At 58.9% G+C, this 17,545-nt stretch carries 17 protein-coding genes; 11 read left to right on the top strand and 6 right to left on the bottom strand.

All coding sequences use genetic code 11. The features are described 5' to 3' along the window. Positions 1-388: 388 nt before the first annotated feature. Positions 389-1,492, bottom strand: a complete 1,104-nt coding sequence (asd, locus tag ACJ8HN_RS22675; protein ID WP_033636337.1) for an aspartate-semialdehyde dehydrogenase — start codon at positions 1,490-1,492, stop codon at positions 389-391. 193 nt (positions 1,493-1,685) lie between these two features. Here asd and ACJ8HN_RS22670 point away from each other — a divergent pair, with 193 nt between their 5' ends. Then, a complete protein-coding gene (locus tag ACJ8HN_RS22670) occupies positions 1,686-2,279 on the top strand; it encodes a YhgN family NAAT transporter (protein ID WP_033654449.1) in 594 nt (197 codons plus the stop codon). A gap of 30 nt (positions 2,280-2,309) precedes the next feature. Here ACJ8HN_RS22670 and gntK read toward each other — a convergent pair whose 3' ends face one another. From gntK to gntR, 3 genes are all read right to left on the bottom strand, one after another. Then, positions 2,310-2,837 (bottom strand): gluconokinase, encoded by a 528-nt coding sequence (gene gntK / locus ACJ8HN_RS22665; protein ID WP_033649350.1) that lies wholly within the window; start codon positions 2,835-2,837, stop codon positions 2,310-2,312. Positions 2,838-2,938: 101 nt separating this feature from the next. Beyond that, the gene (gene gntT / locus ACJ8HN_RS22660; RefSeq protein WP_033636339.1) at positions 2,939-4,255 is read right to left on the bottom strand and encodes a gluconate transporter; all 1,317 of its coding nucleotides are present in this window, start codon (positions 4,253-4,255) and stop codon (positions 2,939-2,941) included. Positions 4,256-4,595: 340 nt separating this feature from the next. After that, the gene (gene gntR / locus ACJ8HN_RS22655; protein ID WP_004930833.1) at positions 4,596-5,591 is read right to left on the bottom strand and encodes a gluconate operon transcriptional repressor GntR; all 996 of its coding nucleotides are present in this window, start codon (positions 5,589-5,591) and stop codon (positions 4,596-4,598) included. Positions 5,592-5,815: 224 nt separating this feature from the next. On the opposite strand from gntR, the gene yhfZ reads away from it, so the two are divergent. The 8 genes from yhfZ (at position 5,816) to ACJ8HN_RS22615 (ending at position 13,111) form a co-directional block, all read left to right on the top strand. Then, positions 5,816-6,727 carry a GntR family transcriptional regulator YhfZ gene (yhfZ, locus tag ACJ8HN_RS22650; protein WP_049235332.1) on the top strand — a complete coding sequence of 304 codons (912 nt, stop codon included), beginning with the start codon at positions 5,816-5,818 and terminating at the stop codon, positions 6,725-6,727. A gap of 10 nt (positions 6,728-6,737) precedes the next feature. After that, on the top strand, positions 6,738-7,094 hold the full coding sequence (locus ACJ8HN_RS22645) for a hypothetical protein (RefSeq protein WP_033654451.1): 357 nt from the start codon (positions 6,738-6,740) through the stop codon (positions 7,092-7,094). Between the two features lie 92 nt (positions 7,095-7,186). Continuing rightward, positions 7,187-8,350, top strand: a complete 1,164-nt coding sequence (locus ACJ8HN_RS22640; protein ID WP_060453123.1) for a YhfX family PLP-dependent enzyme — start codon at positions 7,187-7,189, stop codon at positions 8,348-8,350. 48 nt (positions 8,351-8,398) lie between these two features. Continuing rightward, complete coding sequence (locus tag ACJ8HN_RS22635) at positions 8,399-9,628, top strand: phosphopentomutase (RefSeq protein ID WP_047570186.1); 1,230 nt, start codon at positions 8,399-8,401, stop codon at positions 9,626-9,628. Then, entirely contained in the window at positions 9,621-10,514 is an 894-nt protein-coding gene (locus tag ACJ8HN_RS22630; protein ID WP_047570184.1) for a phosphotriesterase-related protein, read from the top strand. Before ACJ8HN_RS22635 ends, ACJ8HN_RS22630 begins: the two co-directional genes overlap by 8 nt. Positions 10,515-10,527: 13 nt before the next feature. Continuing rightward, entirely contained in the window at positions 10,528-10,881 is a 354-nt protein-coding gene (locus ACJ8HN_RS22625) for a DUF2620 domain-containing protein (RefSeq protein WP_033654455.1), read from the top strand. Between the two features lie 10 nt (positions 10,882-10,891). After that, complete coding sequence (locus ACJ8HN_RS22620; RefSeq protein WP_047570181.1) at positions 10,892-12,202, top strand: YhfT family protein; 1,311 nt, start codon at positions 10,892-10,894, stop codon at positions 12,200-12,202. A gap of 54 nt (positions 12,203-12,256) precedes the next feature. Continuing rightward, positions 12,257-13,111 carry an acid phosphatase gene (locus ACJ8HN_RS22615; protein ID WP_442523994.1) on the top strand — a complete coding sequence of 285 codons (855 nt, stop codon included), beginning with the start codon at positions 12,257-12,259 and terminating at the stop codon, positions 13,109-13,111. A 75-nt stretch (positions 13,112-13,186) separates the two neighbouring features. Here the strand turns inward: ACJ8HN_RS22615 and ACJ8HN_RS22610 are convergent, their stop codons facing one another. Together ACJ8HN_RS22610 and ACJ8HN_RS22605 are read right to left on the bottom strand one after the other, a co-directional pair. After that, positions 13,187-14,074: a hypothetical protein gene (locus ACJ8HN_RS22610; RefSeq protein ID WP_041037055.1), complete on the bottom strand. Its 888-nt coding sequence runs from the start codon at positions 14,072-14,074 to the stop codon at positions 13,187-13,189. A gap of 690 nt (positions 14,075-14,764) precedes the next feature. Next, positions 14,765-15,460 (bottom strand): pirin family protein, encoded by a 696-nt coding sequence (locus ACJ8HN_RS22605; protein ID WP_033636340.1) that lies wholly within the window; start codon positions 15,458-15,460, stop codon positions 14,765-14,767. A 389-nt stretch (positions 15,461-15,849) separates the two neighbouring features. Here ACJ8HN_RS22605 and ACJ8HN_RS22600 point away from each other — a divergent pair, with 389 nt between their 5' ends. After that, entirely contained in the window at positions 15,850-16,365 is a 516-nt protein-coding gene (locus ACJ8HN_RS22600; RefSeq protein WP_039569096.1) for a GNAT family N-acetyltransferase, read from the top strand. After that, positions 16,358-17,539 (top strand): P1 family peptidase, encoded by a 1,182-nt coding sequence (locus tag ACJ8HN_RS22595; RefSeq protein ID WP_442523991.1) that lies wholly within the window; start codon positions 16,358-16,360, stop codon positions 17,537-17,539. Before ACJ8HN_RS22600 ends, ACJ8HN_RS22595 begins: the two co-directional genes overlap by 8 nt. Positions 17,540-17,545 lie beyond the last annotated feature (6 nt).

Genomic DNA, 17,545 nt, shown 5'->3' with positions numbered 1-17,545 from the left:
TTGGCCGTTTTGGTCATCATGCAATGCATTCGGTATCCAAAGCGTGATTGCGGTCGGTTATTGACCAATCTTTACTCTGCCGACCTGAATTTCGCTCTTTATGCTTATTTTTAGAAATATTTCAGTCATGGTGAAAAATTGTTCGCCCATGCGTTAAGCATAGCCAATGTCTGTTAAAAACTGCTCAGCATTGCTCAGGAAAATTCTTCATTAAGAAAACTGCCAGCCTGGCGGCGCCGGCATGCGGCGGCCGACGAGGAGATATGCGGGGTACAGCTCATTGAAGCAGGGCTTGCGATGACGTTGCCCGACGCGGACGCGGCGAACAAAAAAGTGGAAAATAAGGCTTTAGGGGGCTGAAAGTAGCCAGCCCCCAGGAAGTGAGGGTTTACAGCAGAATACGCAGCATGCGGCGCAGCGGCTCGGCCGCGCCCCACAGCAGTTGGTCGCCCACGGTGAACGCCGACAGGTACTCCGGCCCCATATTCAGCTTGCGCAGACGGCCGACCGGCGTATTCAGCGTGCCGGTCACCGCCGCCGGCGTCAGTTCGCGCATGGTCAGCTCACGGTCGTTCGGGATCACGCGCACCCAGTCGTTGTGCGTCGCCAGCATCTGCTCGATTTCCGGCAGCGACACGTCTTTTTTCAGCTTCAGGGTGAACGCCTGGCTGTGGCAGCGCAGCGCGCCGACGCGCACGCACAGGCCATCGACCGGGATCACGCTGCCGGTGTTCAGAATCTTGTTGGTTTCCGCCTGGCCTTTCCACTCTTCGCGGCTCTGGCCGTTGTCGAGCTGCTTGTCGATCCACGGGATCAGACTGCCGGCCAGCGGCACGCCGAAGTTATCGGTCGGCAGTTTGCCGCTGCGGGTGGCCTCGGTCACCTTACGCTCGATATCCAGAATGGCGGAAGCCGGATCCTGCAGCTCTTTCGCCACGTCGGCATGCAGCATGCCCATCTGGGTCAGCAGTTCGCGCATGTGGCGCGCGCCGCCGCCGGAGGCCGCCTGATAAGTGGCGACCGACGCCCACTCCACCAGATCGTTGGCGAACAGGCCGCCGAGCGACATCAGCATCAGGCTGACGGTGCAGTTGCCGCCGACGAAGGTTTTGATGCCGTTGTCCAGGCCCTGCTGAATCACCGCGTGGTTGACCGGATCCAGGATGATGATGGCGTCGTCCTGCATGCGCAGCGAAGAGGCCGCGTCGATCCAATACCCCTGCCAACCGCTGGCGCGCAGCTTAGGATAAACTTCGTTGGTATAATCGCCGCCCTGACAGGTAATAATGATATCGAGCGCGCTCAGCGCGTCGATGTCATACGCATCCTGCAGCGTGCCCTGCTGGCCGCCGAAGGCCGGCGCGGCGGAACCGTGCTGCGAGGTGGAGAAGAAGACCGGGCGAATGGCGTCGAAATCGCGCTCTTCCGTCATGCGTTGCATGAGAACCGAGCCGACCATTCCGCGCCAACCGATGAAACCAACGTTTTTCATAATATCTGTGTCCCGCCCGGATAAGGGCTTATGTAGGTGATAACGAGTTGTGTGCAATATCTCCTCACCTTACAAAATGTCGGCGCGGGCGCAAAGTGAATTTATTCGATGGCTGGGGATTTCTCAGCAATCCTTCTTATAGGCAAGGACGCGGCCGGAAAGGCCGAGGCGTTTTCCCGATCACGAGGTCACCATGACAGAGATGATTTCCGCTACGGTATTGCTGTTTTTAATTATGGATCCGCTGGGCAACCTGCCGATTTTCATGTCGGTGCTCAAGCATCTGGAACCGCGCCGCCGCCGGGTAGTGCTGATCCGCGAGCTGCTGATCGCCCTGCTGCTGATGCTGATCTTCCTGTTCGCCGGCGAGAAAATTCTGGCGTTCCTCAACCTGCGCACCGAAACCGTCTCCATTTCCGGCGGCATCATTCTGTTTCTGATCGCCATCAAGATGATTTTCCCCACGCAGGAGGGGAACAGCTCCGGGCTGTCCGCCGGCGAAGAACCCTTCCTGGTGCCGCTGGCGATCCCGCTGGTGGCCGGGCCGTCGATTCTGGCGGCGCTGATGCTGCTGTCGCACCAGTATCCGCATCAGCTGCCCCATCTGGTGGCGGCGCTGTTGATCGCCTGGGGCCTCTCTGCGGCCATTTTGCTGATGTCGAACCTGTTCCTGCGCCTGCTGGGCAGCAAAGGCGTCAGCGCGCTGGAACGGTTGATGGGGCTGATTCTGGTGATGCTGTCGACCCAGATGTTCCTGGACGGCATACGGGCTTACATGAAGCTGTAGGCGCCTGGCGGCGCCGACGACGGCCCGCGCTCAGCGGGCGGTGATGCGGTTGATGCAGGCGAGCGTGTCGGCGACCACGCCGTCCAGCGGCTGGTTGATGTCGATCGCCTGCACATCCGGCTCCTGCTCGCCCGGCTCTTCCAGCGTGGCGAACTGCGAAACCAGCATCTGCGGTTTGAAGAAGTGGCCCTTGCGCTGTTTCAGGCGCTCCTCAATCACCGTCTTGTCCCCTTTCAGGTAGAGAAAATGCAGGTTGCGATTGCCTTCGCGCAGGCGGTCGCGATAGCTTTTTTTCAGCGCCGAACACACCAGCAGCGACACCGGATTGGTGCGTTGCATGGCGAAGATGGCGTCGTTCAAGGCCGCCAGCCACGGGGCGCGATCGTTGTCGTCCAGCGCGTGCCCGGCGGCCATTTTGTTGATGTTGGCGCGCGGGTGCAGGTAATCGCCGTCCAGCATGGCGGCATCGGCCTCGCGGGCGACGGCGCTGGCCACGGCGGATTTGCCGCTGCCGGAGACCCCCATCAGGATAAATACGTGATTCTGTGGATTACTCATTGTGTCATGCCCTTATGGGAACTGGCGCGAGCGCGCCAAATGCGTCCCGACTGATAAAGATACTCTGGAACGCCGACGCCCCGCAGGGCGTCGGATAAAGATTATACGACCGTCGCCAGCAGCAGGCAGCCCACCAGGCCGCACACCGAGATGATGGTTTCCAGCACCGACCAGGATTTGATGGTTTCCATGATGCTCAGGTTGAAGTACTCCTTGAACAGCCAGAAGCCCGGATCGTTAACGTGCGAGAAGATAACGCTGCCGGAACCGACCGCAATCACCATCAGCTCAGGGCTGACGCCGGTGGTGGCGATCAGCGGGGCGACGATGCCGCCGGCGGTGATCGCCGCTACGGTGGCGGAACCCAGCGCCAGACGCAGCGCGGCGGCGATCGACCAGGCCATCAGAATCGGCGAAACGTTGCTGCCTTCCATCAGGCCGGCGATGTACTGCTCGACGCCGCTGTCCACCAGCACCTGCTTGAAGGCGCCGCCGCCGCCGATGATCAACAGCATCATGGCGATGATTTTAATCGAATCGGTGATGGTGCCCATCACTTCATCCATGGTGCGGCCGCGGTTCAGGCCGAAGGTGAAGATAGCGATCAGCACGGCGATCAGGGTCGCCATCACCGGGTCGCCGAAGAACTCGGCGAAACGCAGCAGGCTGTGGCCCTTCGGCAACACCATTTCAGCGACCGCGCGCAGCGCCATCAGGATCACCGGCACCAGCGACGTGGCGACGCTGACGCCAAAGCTCGGCATCTCCGCTTCGGTAAAGGTTTTCGGGTTGTACAGGCCTTCCGGCACCGGCTTGTCGATGCCTTTCAGGAAGCGGGCATAAACCGGGCCGGCCAGGATCACCGTCGGGATCGCCAGCAGCGTGCCGTACAGCAGGGTTTTACCCATATCGGCATGGAAGATGGTGGCGATGGCGGTCGGGCCCGGGTGCGGCGGCAGGAAGCCGTGGGTCACCGACAGCGCGGCGGCCATCGGCACGCCGACGTACAGCAGCGGGATGCGCGCGGAAGCGGCGATGGTGAACACCAGCGGCAGCAGCAGCACGAAGCCCACTTCGTAGAACAGCGCGAAGCCGACGGTGAAGCCGGTCAGCACCACCGCCCATTGAATGTGTTTTCTGCCGAACTTGTCGATCAGCGTGGTGGCGATGCGCTGCGCGCCGCCACAGTCCGCCAGCAGCTTGCCGAGCATGGCGCCGAAGCCCATGATCAGCGCCAGGCTGCCCAACGTGCCGCCCACGCCGGCCTTGATGGAGCCGATGACTTTATCGACCGGCATGCCCTGTGCGATCCCGACCGCCAGGGCAACCAGCACCAGAGAGATAAAGCCGTTCAGCTTGAAGCGGATCATCAGCAGCAGCAGCAGCGCTACGCCGCCTGCAACAATCACTAATGGCATAATTTTTCTCCAACCTTTTATCGCGACTCTCTTTACGATAGGCGTAAAGCGTGCGGTTGTTTTATTTTTAGGCTCTTTCCCGGTGTTTAAGAAGAGCTGTAGGTGTTGTTGAGTCAGAGGTTCAGTCTTGCAGCAAGATGACCGCACACTCTTTGTTACCGGTATCATGATACCGGTAACAACATGAGCGCCGGAACCGGGTAAGCGGCTAAAATTCGCGTTCTGGGACAGAGATCAAACTTATGCCGGCAACGAGCGGCGGGCTTACAGGCGGGATAACCCGCGCGCCTCAGGGCGCGCTGCAAAAAGAAAGGGTGTTAAAACAGAACGTTAAAATGGCTCAGATACTGCCGCCGGGGATCACGGTGAAACCGACGTCCACCATGCGCGGGCACACCGTTTCGCCGCGCAGCCGGGCCAGCAAGCGCTCGGCGCCGATCTGCCCCATGCGTTCGCGCGGCGTCAGCACGCTGGCCAACTTCGGCACCATCACCTGGCCGATATCATGGCCGTGGAAACCGGCGATCGCCATGTCCTGCGGGATCGACAGCCCCTGACGCTGGCACTCGAAGGCCGCGCCGATCGCCAGGTCGTCGTTGGTGCAGAAGATACTGTCGATCTGCGGGTAGTCGCGCTGCGCCTGGCGCAGCAGCTCACCGCCGGCGGAATAGGAGGAAGAGCGTGCGGTCATGATGCTGTACGGCTCCAGGCCGGATTCGCGCATCGCCTGCTCATACCCCTGCTGTTTGATGATGGTACGTTCATCCTGTCGGGCGCCGAAATAGACCACGTGACGGTGGCCGTGCGCGATAATCTGCTGGGTCATCTGGCGCGCCGCCTCGAAGTTGTTGAAGCCCACCGCCAGATCGATGCACGGCGAGACGCAGTCCATCAGCTCCACCACCGGAATGCCCGCCACCTCGATCATTTTCAGGGTGCGTGGCGTGTGATGGCGCTCAGACAGGATCAGGCCGTCGATATTGTAAGAAAGCAGCGAAGTCAGACGCTCTTCTTCACGCTCCGGCAGGTAGCCATAGTGCGCCAGCATGGTCTGGTAGTTGTGCGCGTCGGTGACGCTTTCGATGCCGCGCAGCACTTCGGCGAACACCTGGTTGGTCAGCGACGGCAACAGCACGCCAATCGCCCGGCTGGTGGCGTTGGAGAGGATGTCCGGCGCGCGGTTGGGGATGTAACCCAGCTCATCCAGCGCGACGGCGATTTTTTGCTGCAGGGCGGCAGAAACCTGGTCGGGATTGCGCAGATAACGGCTCACCGTCATCTTGGTCACGCCCACCTTGTCCGCCACATCCTGGAGTACCGGCCGTTTTTTCTTCATTATCAATGAACTGACTAACCGTGAATGGGCAGTCATTTTAGCAAAAAAAACGGCGGGCCGATATTGTCGGTTATGCGACGGCCAGCAGAACTCACAGATTCTCCGCGCCAAGCGGAAACCGATAACCGCTACGTGCACTTCATCACACATTCGCCGTAATTTTTGGATCTCTCCACGCTTTTGGTGTATCCCTGACATAAATCTTCACTTAAATGAATATTTAAATGAGCCGCAGTCAATTTATAAAAAAAGAAGGGTTATCGCTGAGCTGTCTGGCGATGTACTTGCTGGGATGCCAACCGGGGGAGCGATTAAAAACGATTGGCGAACTGGCCCGCGACAACGGCCTGTCTATCGGTTTGATGCAGGCGGCACTCAAGACACTGGAAAACGCAGGCTGCATAACCGTACAACGCAGCGGGCGCAACGGCAGCTTCTTAACCCATGTGGACTATAGGTCGCTGCTGGATTACGCCAACATTTCCCGCGTTGTTTGCGCCATGCCGTTACCCTATACCCGCGAGTACGAGGGGCTCGCCAGCGGATTGAAGCGCGAGTTTTCCGACGTACCGTTCTACTTTGCACATATGCGGGGAGCGGATATTCGCGTGGAATGTTTGCGCAATGGCATTTATGACCTGGCGGTCGTCTCGCGTCTGGCCGCCGAAGAGTATGTAAGCCGGCCGGAAAACGGGGTGAAGATCGCGGCGACGCTTGGAGAGCATTCTTGGGTATCGCATCAAATCATTCGCCGCCGCGGGGATCACGGCGCGGTGCGCAGAGTCGGCGTGGACTGCCGTTCGATGGACCAAAAGCTGCTGACGGATATGATTTATGACCCGGCGGCGGTCGCACGGGTGGAAATTCCTTACCACGACTGCCTGAGCCGGCTCGAAAACGGCACCATCGATGCCGTCGTCTGGAACGTCGAGAACCGCCAGGTGTTGGCCCGCTACGGGCTGGAGGCCGTGCCCCTGGAAGGGGATCAACGCGTCGTGCTGGCGACGGAAGCTACCATTTTAATCCGCAGCGATGACCGAAGCACCGGGAAACTGCTGGATACTTTTGTCGATACGCATCGGGTTCGCCAGCATCAGCGCGCCGTGGTGTCAGAAGAGATTGAGCCCAGCTATTGAAGGAGAGATTGTGGAAGAGAAGATGAAGCTGCTTTGCCAGGCCGGAGTGATAGATGAAGATATCTTCCGCGGCATGTTGCAAGTCATTGACGATCTGGAAACGCGCTGGGGGCGCCCGCTGCCCGAGGAACAGGGATGGATGGCCATCGCGCATATGGCGAACGCGCTGATGCGTTCACGGCGCGGCGAAATCATCGCACCGCTGGGCGAGGATTTTCTGCAGGAGATCGCCGCATCGGGTGAACTGCCCCGCCTGCGGCGGCTGAATGATGGGCTGCTGGCAAAGTTCAGCGTACGGCTGCATCCCAACGAGGAAGGTTATCTCTTGGCCAACCTGTTCGGCTTGTCTCCCCAACAGCGGCATTGATTTTTTCGCAACAAATGTTCAAAAAAATGAATATTTAAATGACGGCCAATCTGATGTTCCGGAAACCGCTGTCTTAAGGAGTTGCCAACCCTATGTTTTTAGATGCGCTACGCAAACAAAATCAGCCGCTGATTGACGCGTCGATCGGGCTGCTGCGCCAGCACAAACTCACGCCGGACACCTGGGTGATCGATGTGGATATGGTGAAACAGAATGCGCGCCGCATTCTGCAAACGGCGGAAGAATATCGTGTGACGCCGTATGTGATGAGCAAGCAGTTCGGCCGCAATCCCTGGCTGACCCAACAAATTATCGACCAGGGGTTCAGCGGAGCGGTGGCGGTGGATTTCCGCGAGGCGCGATGCCTGGCCAATAACGGCGTGCCGCTTCGCCATCTGGGGCATTTAGTGCAAATTCCGGACGGGGAAATCGAGAGCGCGCTGCGATGCCGGCCGGAAGTCATCACGGTTTTCTCATTTGAGAAAGCGCGCAGGATCGCCGAATGCGCCCGGCGTCTCGGCATGCGGCAACGCCTGCTGCTGAAAGTATGCCAGACCGGCGATATCGTCTACCCCGGTCAGGAAGGCGGCTTCCAGCCTGACGAGCTGGTCGATGTCGCGGCGCGCATCGCCGCGCTTGGCGGCGTGGAGATCGTCGGCGTCACGAATTTTCCTTGCGCCCTGGCGTCGGCAACGGCGGGCGAAAGCCTCACCACGCCGAACTTTACCACGCTGGTCAACGCGGCGAAAACGCTGCGCGCGGCGGGCTTTCCTATCGAGCAGGTTAACGCCCCGTCGGCCAATAGCTGCAACACCATCCCTGCGCTTGCCCGCGGCGGCGCGACGCATATTGAACCTGGCCACGCGTTTACCGGCACCATTCCGGCCAATGAATACGGCGATCAACCGGAACGCATCGCCATGCTGTATCTGTCGGAAGTGTCTCATAACGCAGGATCGAACAGCCTGTGCTTCGGCGGCGGCTATTACCGCCGCGGCCGCCTACGGAACGCGCTGGTTTTCACCGGGGATACCCCCAGCGAGACGCGGACACTGCCGTTCAAATCGGACAATATCGATTACTACCTGGGGCTGGAGGGCAATTTCGCGGTTGGCAGCCCGGTAATCATGTGTTTCCGCACGCAGATCTTCGTCACCCGCAGCGACGTAGCGCTTATCCAGGGCATCAGCGCAGGCCGGCCAACGCTGGCCGGGCTCTACGACAGCCTGGGCAATCCCATCGTCTCGCGGCAATAGCCAAACGCCGTCGGCGTCTTAGCCGCCAATATCAGGGGGGAACACAGCATGAACAAATTTGTAGTCCTGGTGATCGACAGCTTTGGCGTCGGCGCCATGGAGGATGTGCCGCAAGTCAGGCCGAACGACGCAGGCGCCAATACCTGCGGCCATATCTTGCAGCAATGTCCCGACCTGCGCCTGCCCGCAATGGAAAGATTGGGCCTGATCAACGCGCTGGGATACCGGGCCAACGTGATGGAGCCCAATCCGCAGGCAAACGTCGGCAAAGCGGCGCTGCAACATGAAGGCGCCGACTCGTTCATGGGGCATCAGGAAATTATGGGAACTCAGCCCAAACAGCCCTTCAGAATGCCGTTCGGCGAAATCATGGATAAAACGGCTGGCGCCCTGCGGAAAGCGGGCTACCGGGTGCAGCGGCTCCCGGTGACGGCGAATACGGCATACCTTTGGGTCAACGACGCCGTGGCCGTCGGCGATAACCTTGAAACCGACCCCGGCCTGGTCTACAACGTGACCGCCAATCTGAACCTGATCGATTACGACACGGTCAGAAAAATCGGCGCCATCGTTAGGCGATGCGCGCCCGTGAGCCGCGTCATTGTCTTCGGCGGAGAAAGCACCAGCAACGAAGCCATCGCCGCAGCGGCGCAAAGCCGGCAAGACATGTACGCCGGCATCGATGCCCCGCGTTCGGGCGTCTACCGGCAAGGCTTCCGGGTCGTTCATTTGGGTTACGGCGTCGATGAGGCCGTACAGGTTCCCGCCTGTCTGCAACGTCAAGGCATCCCGACATCCCTGATAGGGAAAGTGGCGGATATCGTCGCCAATCCCGACGGCGATAACTTCGGCGGGATTGTCGATTCCGCGCAAATCATGGCGCTGACCCTGAGCGAAGCGCAACGACCGGGCCGGCGGTTTATCTGCACCAACATTCAGGAAACCGATCTGGCCGGGCATGCGCAGGATGTGGCGCGTTATGCGGAGCGCCTGCAACTGGTGGACGGATATCTGGCGCATCTCATGTCGCTGCTGGATAAGGACGACGCGTTAGTGGTCATGGCCGATCATGGCAACGACCCAACGATCGGGCATTCACAGCACACGCGCGAGTGCGTGCCCCTGCTGGTCTGGCGCCCGGGCGTTACTGGCGTCCGGCTGGGAGATCGGGCCACGCTGTCCGACGTGGGCGCCTCCGTTTGCGACGCCTTCGGCGCTCCCGCACCGCAGAACGGCACCTCTTTTTTCTCATTATTGCAGGGGAATTCTCATGGCTGATCAGATTGAATGGCTCAACGCCGACGGCTACACCTATGCGCATGAACATCTGCACATCGATCTTTCACCGTTTAAGCATAACGATGACTGTCGCCTCGACAGCTATGCTCTGCTGCGCGATGAAATGGAGGCGTTGATGGCGCGGGGAGTCCGCAACATCGTCGAGGTAACGAACCGCTATATGGGGCGGGATGTCCACTTCATCGCGCGCCTGATGCGCGACACCGGTATCAACGTGCTGCTCTCCACCGGCTACTACCAACAGGATTTCTATCCCGAACACGTCGCCACCCGAGACGCGCAAACGCTGGCTGCCGAAATGATTGCCGAAATTGAATGCGGCATCGACGGCAGCGGCCTGTGCGCTGGCGTGATTGCCGAAATCGGCAGCAGCGAGGGCCGAATCACGCCCGACGAATCAAAAATGTTCCACGCCGCCGCCCTCGCTCACCACGCCACGGGGCGGCCAATCTCCACGCATACCAGCTTCAGCACCATGGGGCCGGAGCAGCTCGCCCTGCTGCAATCTTACGGCGTGCCGGCCGACCGCATCGTGATTGGCCACTGCGATCTGAAAGACAATCTGGAAACTGTCTTGCACCTGATCGACCGGGGAGCGTGGGTGCAGTTCGACACCATTGGCAAAAACAGCTACTACCCGGATGAAAAACGCGTGGCGATGCTGACCGCGCTGTCGCAACGCGGCCTGCTCGATCGGGTGATGCTGTCGATGGACATCACGCGCCGTTCGCATCTGCGCGGCAACGGCGGCCCCGGCTTCAGCTACCTCATGGACAGTTTCGTTCCGCTGTTGCTGGAGGCGGGGATCGGTCAGCAAGCCGTGACCGCAATGCTGCAACACAACCCAAATCGGTTCTTCAAATAATAAGGTGATAGCCATGAAAAAAATCGGAATTGCAGGTTTACAGCGGGAACAGATCAAACAGGCCATCGAGAGCGCCGCCCCAGGCATTTTTGACGTCAGCATCTTAAGCGACATGGACGCCGCCGCCCGAGTCAAAAACGGCGAACTGGACTATTTCATCGGCGCCTGCAATACCGGCGCCGGCGCTGCGCTGTCCATCGCGATAGCCATCATCGGCTTCAACAAATGCTGCACGATCGCCAAGCCGGGCATTCGTGCGAAAGAAGAGCAAATAACGAAGTGGGTGGCGGAAGGAAAAGTCGCGTTTGGCCTTTCGGTCGAGCACGTCGAACATGCGATCCCGCTGTTGATTCGGCAACTGTCATAAGGAGGCGAAAATGGACCCTATCCTTTCCGTCATTCTGGTGTCCCTGTTGACGGGCATGACGGCGCTGTTATCTCACCGTTCGGCGGCAGTCTTTCATGACGGCATTCGCCCTATCCTTCCGCAACTGGTGGAAGGCCATATGAACCGTCGGGAAGCGGGCAGCATCGCTTTTGGCCTCAGCATAGGGTTCGTGGCCTCCGTCGGCATTTCATTTACCTTGTCCACCGGCTTGCTGAACAGCTGGCTGCTGTTTCTGCCTACCGACATCATCGGCGTGCTGGCCGTCAACGTGTGGCTGGCATTCATTCTCGGCGCCATCTGGGGCATTCTGGTCTTCACCAGCCTGCAGCCCATCAACCAACTCCTGACCTCGCTGCCGGTAGACATCATTGGCGCGCTGGGGGAACTGAGTAACCCGGTCGTGTCGGCCTTCGCGCTCTTTCCCCTGGTCGCCATTTTCTACCAGTTCGGCTGGAAACAGAGCGTGGTCGCGGCCCTGCTGGTGTTGCTGTCGCGCCTGATCGTCGTGCGTTATTTCCCGCATCTGTTCCCGGAGTCGATCGAAATCTTCGTCGGTATGGTTTTGCTGTTGGGCATCGCGATTTTCCGCGATCTGAGAGATCGGCGGACTTCCCCAACGGGTGAAGAGGCTTCGGCCCCGTCGATGTTTGAGGAGCGCACACAGCGCATTATCAACAACCTGCCGCTTATTGCCGTAACCGGCGCGCTGATTTCTGCCGTCGCCAGCATGAAGATCTTCGGAGGCTCCGAAGTCTCGATTTATACGCTGGCGAAAGCCTACGCGCCCGGCATCTCGCCCGAAGAATCAGACGCCCTTCTGCACCAGGCGGCGCTGGCCGAATTCATGCGCGGACTTGGATTCATTCCGCTGATCGCCACTACCGCGCTGGCGACCGGGGTATATGCGGTGGCGGGCTTCACGTTCGTCTTTGTCGTCGGTTACCTTTCCCCCTCGCCCTGGCTTGCCGCACCGGCGGGCGCCATCGTCATCACGCTGGAAATCCTGCTGCTGCGCTATATCGGCAAATGGCTGGGCCGATATCCTTCGGTGCGCAATGCATCCGACAATATCCGCAACGCGATGAATATGCTGATGGAATTCGCCTTGTTGATCGGCTCCACTTTCGCGGCCATCAAAATGGCCGGGTACACGGGCTTCAGCATGGCGGCGGCGCTCTATTTCCTTAACGAAGCGCTCGGCCGCCCGGTGCTGAAAATCGCCGCGCCGGTGGTGGCGGTCATTATCACCGGCATTCTGCTCAATATTTTCGGCTGGATCGGCCTGTTTGTGCCGCAGTGATCAAACCGTCGCCATTACTGAAACAGCGTCATGCCAGGAAGGGAATATATAACGATGGCTATATTCGCTCTGAACATAAAACGAAGCGCCGTTACAGGGCTCGCCCTGATTTGTCTGCAAAACGCGCCGGCGCATGCCGAGTCCATCGCGCCCAACAGCGATACCCGCGAGCGGTGGCGGGTAGACTATTCGGATATCGGCTATCCGAATGTAGGCTTTTCTCCCTACATAGAAGGCTGGATCAACGGTTATCTTACGCCTGCAGACTATCCGGACGGCGCGGCAATCCTGCCGGCCCCGCCGATTGAAGGCAGCGCGGCCTGGAAAGCCGACGAGGAAAACTTTTACCAGCTTCGCAAACTGCGCGATACGCCCCGGGGCAGGTTGGCGGTGGAGGATGCCAATCTGTCCTTCAATGCCATCGGTCGGGCTTTCTCCGCAGCGTTGGGGACGGAGATATCGCGCCAGCGCACGCCGCATACCCACCTTTTGCTGAGCCGCCTGCTCACGGACGCCGGCTATGCTTCCAACGGCGCGAAAAAGGCCCACGCCCGCATTCGCCCCTACTCCGCGCTGCGGGTGGAGAGCTGTACCCCGCAAGAGCACAGTGCGCTCAGCAACGATGGCGGTTCCTATCCCTCCGGGCATGCCGTAACCGGTTTCGTATGGGCGATGACGCTGACGGCCATGGTGCCGCAACGTGCGACGGAGCTCATGCGCAAGGGTTATGAGTTTGGCCGCAGCCGGCTGATTTGCGGCGTACACTGGGCCAGCGATGTCGAAGCCGGCCGCGTGTTGGCGGCCGGTGCCTTTGCTCGATTGCAAGCCAGCGCGGAATATCAGCAGCAATTTCGGGAAGCAAAACGAGAGATAGATCGGCTGTTGCAGCAGCAAACGGAAGAACGCTGACCCTTAGCCCGCGTCGATTCCCCCGCGCTTGCGCGCGGGGGAATCATGCCATTCCGCGGCGACTATGGAAGAGCATTAGGGGTTAAACGGTGTGTCATAGCCTGCGAACTGATAGACATACTGCAAAATCGCCGTGCCGTTTTCATCCGCCCGATTTTCACGATCGACCAGCAGGGCGGTAATGCCCTCCGCGCCGCGCAGATGGGCGCCGCCGAGTAAACCCGACAGCGTGATTTCCACCGCATCCGGCACGCCCGGCGGCGGCGTCAACACGGGATGGCATTCAGACCAACGAATAGTGGTGCCCAAATAATCATTCAGGGTTTTGCCTCTCTCCGCCAGCAAACGCACCATGCCCTCGTACTTATCGACAAAATGATCTTTGGCGACATAGTCCTGTTTATCCGGATCGAGAACATCGTCAAAACTATTAATCCCGTGTTTGCCGGTAAAGGTCCCTTGCCAGGTATTCACATCCGTGACATGCACTTCGCCTTTGCCAGGCAGATTCATGACCTTATCCCGCACGCCGTTGGCCCAATTTGACACCGGCACGTCGGAATAATATTTAGGGAGATGGTTTTCATCATAATGCGTGTAATATCCCAGATCCCAGAAGTCTTGTTCGCTGAGCTGGTAACCGATAAAACCGAGATAGTTCATCGTCGCATACTGCATTTGCTTGAACATCTGAGGATCCGTTGAACCTTGAGTATAGTATTTGCCGATACCCAAACGCTCGAAATATTCTCTTATCGAGACATTGCTTTTGGTTGTCGTGCCATCCTGGGCCCGAATAACCCGGCCGGGATACTCCACATCCTGATAAGATGTCGCGGTTGGATTATCATAATTTTCCGCATAATATTGCGCTTTTTGCGGATCGATCGTGCTTTCGAAAGTGAGTATCGCATTTAAGAAATCATCATAAGTGCCGTTACGTTCATTTTTAATTTTCATCATTTTTCCTCTACCTCCAGGTATGAGATTGTTTTCTGCAATGGCATTCAGCGTGGCGAAAGCCCGTACGCGTGAGCTCGGACGCCCCTCTGTGGAGCGATTGGAAAACCAAAAAATAAACTGACGAAAGAAATTAAAAATATATTTAGCACGCAACCCACTGAGCGGCTATCGTCCAAGTCAAAAATCAGCCACCGTTCTGGCACTCATTTCCGGACCGTTTTATTTACGTATTTCAGCCCGTCAATACTATTTGACCATCAGTTCACAGACGCCCTACCTGAAATTAACATCATGCAAACACAAACAATGGCATTGCCTTTGCAATTAATACGTTATCAGGAAATAATTTATTTATATAATAATTCTAAATCCTTTATTAAATCGCTCAATAAACAGACAGGCTGTAAATATTATTATCAATAATGTAAAGCCAGCTTAATTTAATCGTTGCCGCTCTTATGTCAGGCGTATAAAAATCACACAGCGGCTCCAGAATTAACTTTCTTGCTCAAAAGAAGGCAAACACTTTTTGCAGCCTGGCGCGAAGGAAACGCCAGAAAACCGAGGAAATAACCGGGCCATAACAAGAAAACCAACCCGCACTCCAGGCTAAGCCTGAAGCACCAGGTTGGTCATATTGCGCCGCCAGCCGCATCAGCGGAAGGCAACAACTTGATATTTACCGCCTAATCACACCGGCGGCAGATCGAACAGCAGGATTTCGCTCTCTTCGTCGGCCTGAATCGTCAGACCCGATTCATCCCACACCGCAAACGCGTCGCTGATGCCGGCGGCCTGGCCGTTGACCGAGACCTTGCCGCGCACCACCTGGATCCAAATGCGACGGCCGGCGGCGATTGGGTACTCACCCTGTTCGCCTTTATTCAGCGCCCAACGCGACAACGTCATATCCTGAAACACCTTCAGCGAACCGTCGCGCGCATCCGGCGACAGCACCAGCTGACGGCCCTGCGGCGCGTCGAACATACGCTGCTCGTAGCGCGGCTCCAGCCCGACCTGATCCGGAATGATCCAAATCTGGTACAGGTGCAGCGGACGATCCTGATTGGCGTTGTACTCGGAGTGACGTACCCCGGTGCCCGCGCTCATGATCTGGAATTCGCCGGCCTGGATCTGCTCCTTGTTGCCCATGCTGTCCTGATGCTCCACCGTGCCGCTCAGCACATAGGTCAGGATTTCCATGTCCTTATGCGGGTGGGTGCCGAAACCCTGCCCGGCGTCGATCACATCTTCGTTGATCACACGCAGCGCCGAGAACCCCATAAAGTTCGGATCGTAGTAGTCGGCAAATGAGAAGGTGTGCCAGCTATCCAGCCAGCCATGATTGGCGTGGCCGCGGTCTTCCGCTTTACGTACATAAATCATATTCAACTCTCCTCAATGTTTTTTTACAGTCTAGTCCTGCGGGCAGAATAAGAAAGCGTAAAAAACTCATGCCTCTGTTCAAAAATTTCGATGGAATGAAACGGCGGATTGGCAACGGATTTGTTGAAGGCGGAAGCGGTTGAAAAAGGGCAAAAAAAAAGCCAGCACCCGAGCTGGCTAAGTAAACACTGGAAGCAATGTGAGCAATGTCGTGCCTTCGCAGCGAGAGTATCAAGGGTTGATGCCCTCCCCGGAACGCATCGCAATAATAATCATTATCATTCGCACCTGTAAAGCGTTTTTTTTGACCCGTTGAAATAATATTGACTCAAGGCAGTAAACGGATAAATTCAGAGGTTATTCAACCGGTAAGCAACAGGAGCAGCGAGATGAGCGAGATCGTGATACGCCACGTGGAAACAACGGATGCGCAGGCCCTGCATCATCTTTATTCTCTGGCGCCCGTCTACCGCGATACGCTGCAGCTACCGCTACCGTCCGTCGAGTCCTGGCAGAAGCGCCTCGCCAATCCCGAACCGGGCACGTATAACCTGGCGGCCGTTATCGACGGGCAGCTTGCCGGCCAGTTGGTTGTGATGCTGAATCAGCGCGTACGCCGCCGCCACGTGGCTACCTTCGGCATCGGCGTCGATCCGCACTACCACGGTAAAGGCGTCGGCAGCCGCCTGATGCAGGCGATGATCGACCTGTGCGACAACTGGGCGGCCATCGAGCGCATCGAACTGGAGGTATTCACCGACAACCCGGCAGCCATCGCGCTATACCGCAAATTCGGTTTCGAGATAGAAGGCACCAGCCGCGCCTATGCCATGCGCGACGGCGTACTGGTCGATGCCTACCATATGGCGCGTTTTCGCTCCGGGCAGCCGCGCGGCGATGCGTAATCTTCCCCACCCACAGGGGCCGCTGCGCCGGCCCCTGAACATCAACCGCCGAACCTTTTTACAAGCGCTGGCCTGCCTGACCGCCGCCGTCGGCATATTCTCTCCTCTCACCCCATTAGGTGCCGCTATGCCAACTTCCGCCGCCGGACGCCCAGGCGCCCGCAACCTGATTACCGATGTGCCGGGCCTGAAGGTCGGCGTGGCGCAGGACAGCCGGGTGCGCACCGGCGCGACGGTTATCCTGCCGGACAGCCCGGCGATCGCCGCCGTGGACGTGCGCGGCGGCGGCCCCGCCACCCGGGAAACCGACGCGCTGGGCGAAGACAATTTGGTGCAGACCGTCGATGCCCTGACGTTCAGCGGCGGCTCGGTTTACGGCCTGGCGGCGGCGGACGGCGTCGCAGCCTGGCTGGGGCAACAGGGTAAAGGCTACGCGCTGCGCCCGGCACCCGGCGTGCCGGTCTCCCCGATCGTGCCCACCGCCTGCCTGTACGATCTGGCCAACGGCGGCGACAAAAACTGGCAGCTCACGCCGCCGTATCGCCAGTTGGGCATCGATGCGGTCGGCAAGGCCGGGCTGAATTTTCCGCTCGGCACCGTCGGCGCCGGCTATGGCGCCATGACCGGCATGGGCAAGCTGAAAGGCGGCCTCGGCTCGGCATCTATCATTGCCGCCAACGGCGCTACCGTCGGCGCGCTGGTGGCGGTCAACAGTTTGGGTGCAGTGGTAGCGCCCGGCACCCGCGCCTTCTGGGCGACGCCCTATGAAATTGACGGTGAATTCGGCAACGGCGGCGCGGCGGCGCTGGCGCAACTGCGCGCCCAAGGCGAAGATTGGATGGAACAAGAGCCGCAGGGCGGCAGAAAGAACACCACCCTGGCCTGCATCGCCACCGATCTGGCGCTGACGCGAGTGGAGTTGAAACGGGTGGCCATCATGGCGCAAGACGGCATGGCGCGCGCTATTCGCCCGCTGCACAGCCCGTTTGACGGCGACGTGGTGTTCGCCCTGTCCACCGGGCAGCGCGAGGTTCAGGGCAGCCGCGAACTGGCGGTGCTGCAAATCGGCGCGCTGGCGGCGGACACCCTGGCCCGGGCGATCGCCCGTGGCGTGCATGCCGCCACCCCGTGGCCAGGCAGCCAGGTTGCAACCTGGCAAACGCTCGGCGGTTAACACGCC

The sequence above is a fragment of the Serratia sp. CY29653 genome (assembly GCF_052169255.1).
GTDB lineage: Bacteria > Pseudomonadota > Gammaproteobacteria > Enterobacterales > Enterobacteriaceae > Serratia > Serratia sarumanii.
The sequence above is the reverse complement of the archived record's forward strand: the minus strand, read 5'-3'. Positions and strand labels throughout refer to the sequence as shown.

Coding starts and splice junctions, on each gene's coding strand:
- asd (WP_033636337.1), bottom strand. CDS start 1,492: ATGAAAAACGTTGGTTTCATCGGTTGGCGCGGAATGGTCGGCTCGGTT.
- ACJ8HN_RS22670 (WP_033654449.1), top strand. CDS start 1,686: ATGACAGAGATGATTTCCGCTACGGTATTGCTGTTTTTAATTATGGAT.
- gntK (WP_033649350.1), bottom strand. CDS start 2,837: ATGAGTAATCCACAGAATCACGTATTTATCCTGATGGGGGTCTCCGGC.
- gntT (WP_033636339.1), bottom strand. CDS start 4,255: ATGCCATTAGTGATTGTTGCAGGCGGCGTAGCGCTGCTGCTGCTGCTG.
- gntR (WP_004930833.1), bottom strand. CDS start 5,591: ATGAAGAAAAAACGGCCGGTACTCCAGGATGTGGCGGACAAGGTGGGC.
- yhfZ (WP_049235332.1), top strand. CDS start 5,816: ATGAGCCGCAGTCAATTTATAAAAAAAGAAGGGTTATCGCTGAGCTGT.
- ACJ8HN_RS22640 (WP_060453123.1), top strand. CDS start 7,187: ATGTTTTTAGATGCGCTACGCAAACAAAATCAGCCGCTGATTGACGCG.
- ACJ8HN_RS22635 (WP_047570186.1), top strand. CDS start 8,399: ATGAACAAATTTGTAGTCCTGGTGATCGACAGCTTTGGCGTCGGCGCC.
- ACJ8HN_RS22630 (WP_047570184.1), top strand. CDS start 9,621: ATGGCTGATCAGATTGAATGGCTCAACGCCGACGGCTACACCTATGCG.
- ACJ8HN_RS22625 (WP_033654455.1), top strand. CDS start 10,528: ATGAAAAAAATCGGAATTGCAGGTTTACAGCGGGAACAGATCAAACAG.
- ACJ8HN_RS22620 (WP_047570181.1), top strand. CDS start 10,892: ATGGACCCTATCCTTTCCGTCATTCTGGTGTCCCTGTTGACGGGCATG.
- ACJ8HN_RS22615 (WP_442523994.1), top strand. CDS start 12,257: ATGGCTATATTCGCTCTGAACATAAAACGAAGCGCCGTTACAGGGCTC.
- ACJ8HN_RS22610 (WP_041037055.1), bottom strand. CDS start 14,074: ATGATGAAAATTAAAAATGAACGTAACGGCACTTATGATGATTTCTTA.
- ACJ8HN_RS22605 (WP_033636340.1), bottom strand. CDS start 15,460: ATGATTTATGTACGTAAAGCGGAAGACCGCGGCCACGCCAATCATGGC.
- ACJ8HN_RS22600 (WP_039569096.1), top strand. CDS start 15,850: ATGAGCGAGATCGTGATACGCCACGTGGAAACAACGGATGCGCAGGCC.
- ACJ8HN_RS22595 (WP_442523991.1), top strand. CDS start 16,358: ATGCGTAATCTTCCCCACCCACAGGGGCCGCTGCGCCGGCCCCTGAAC.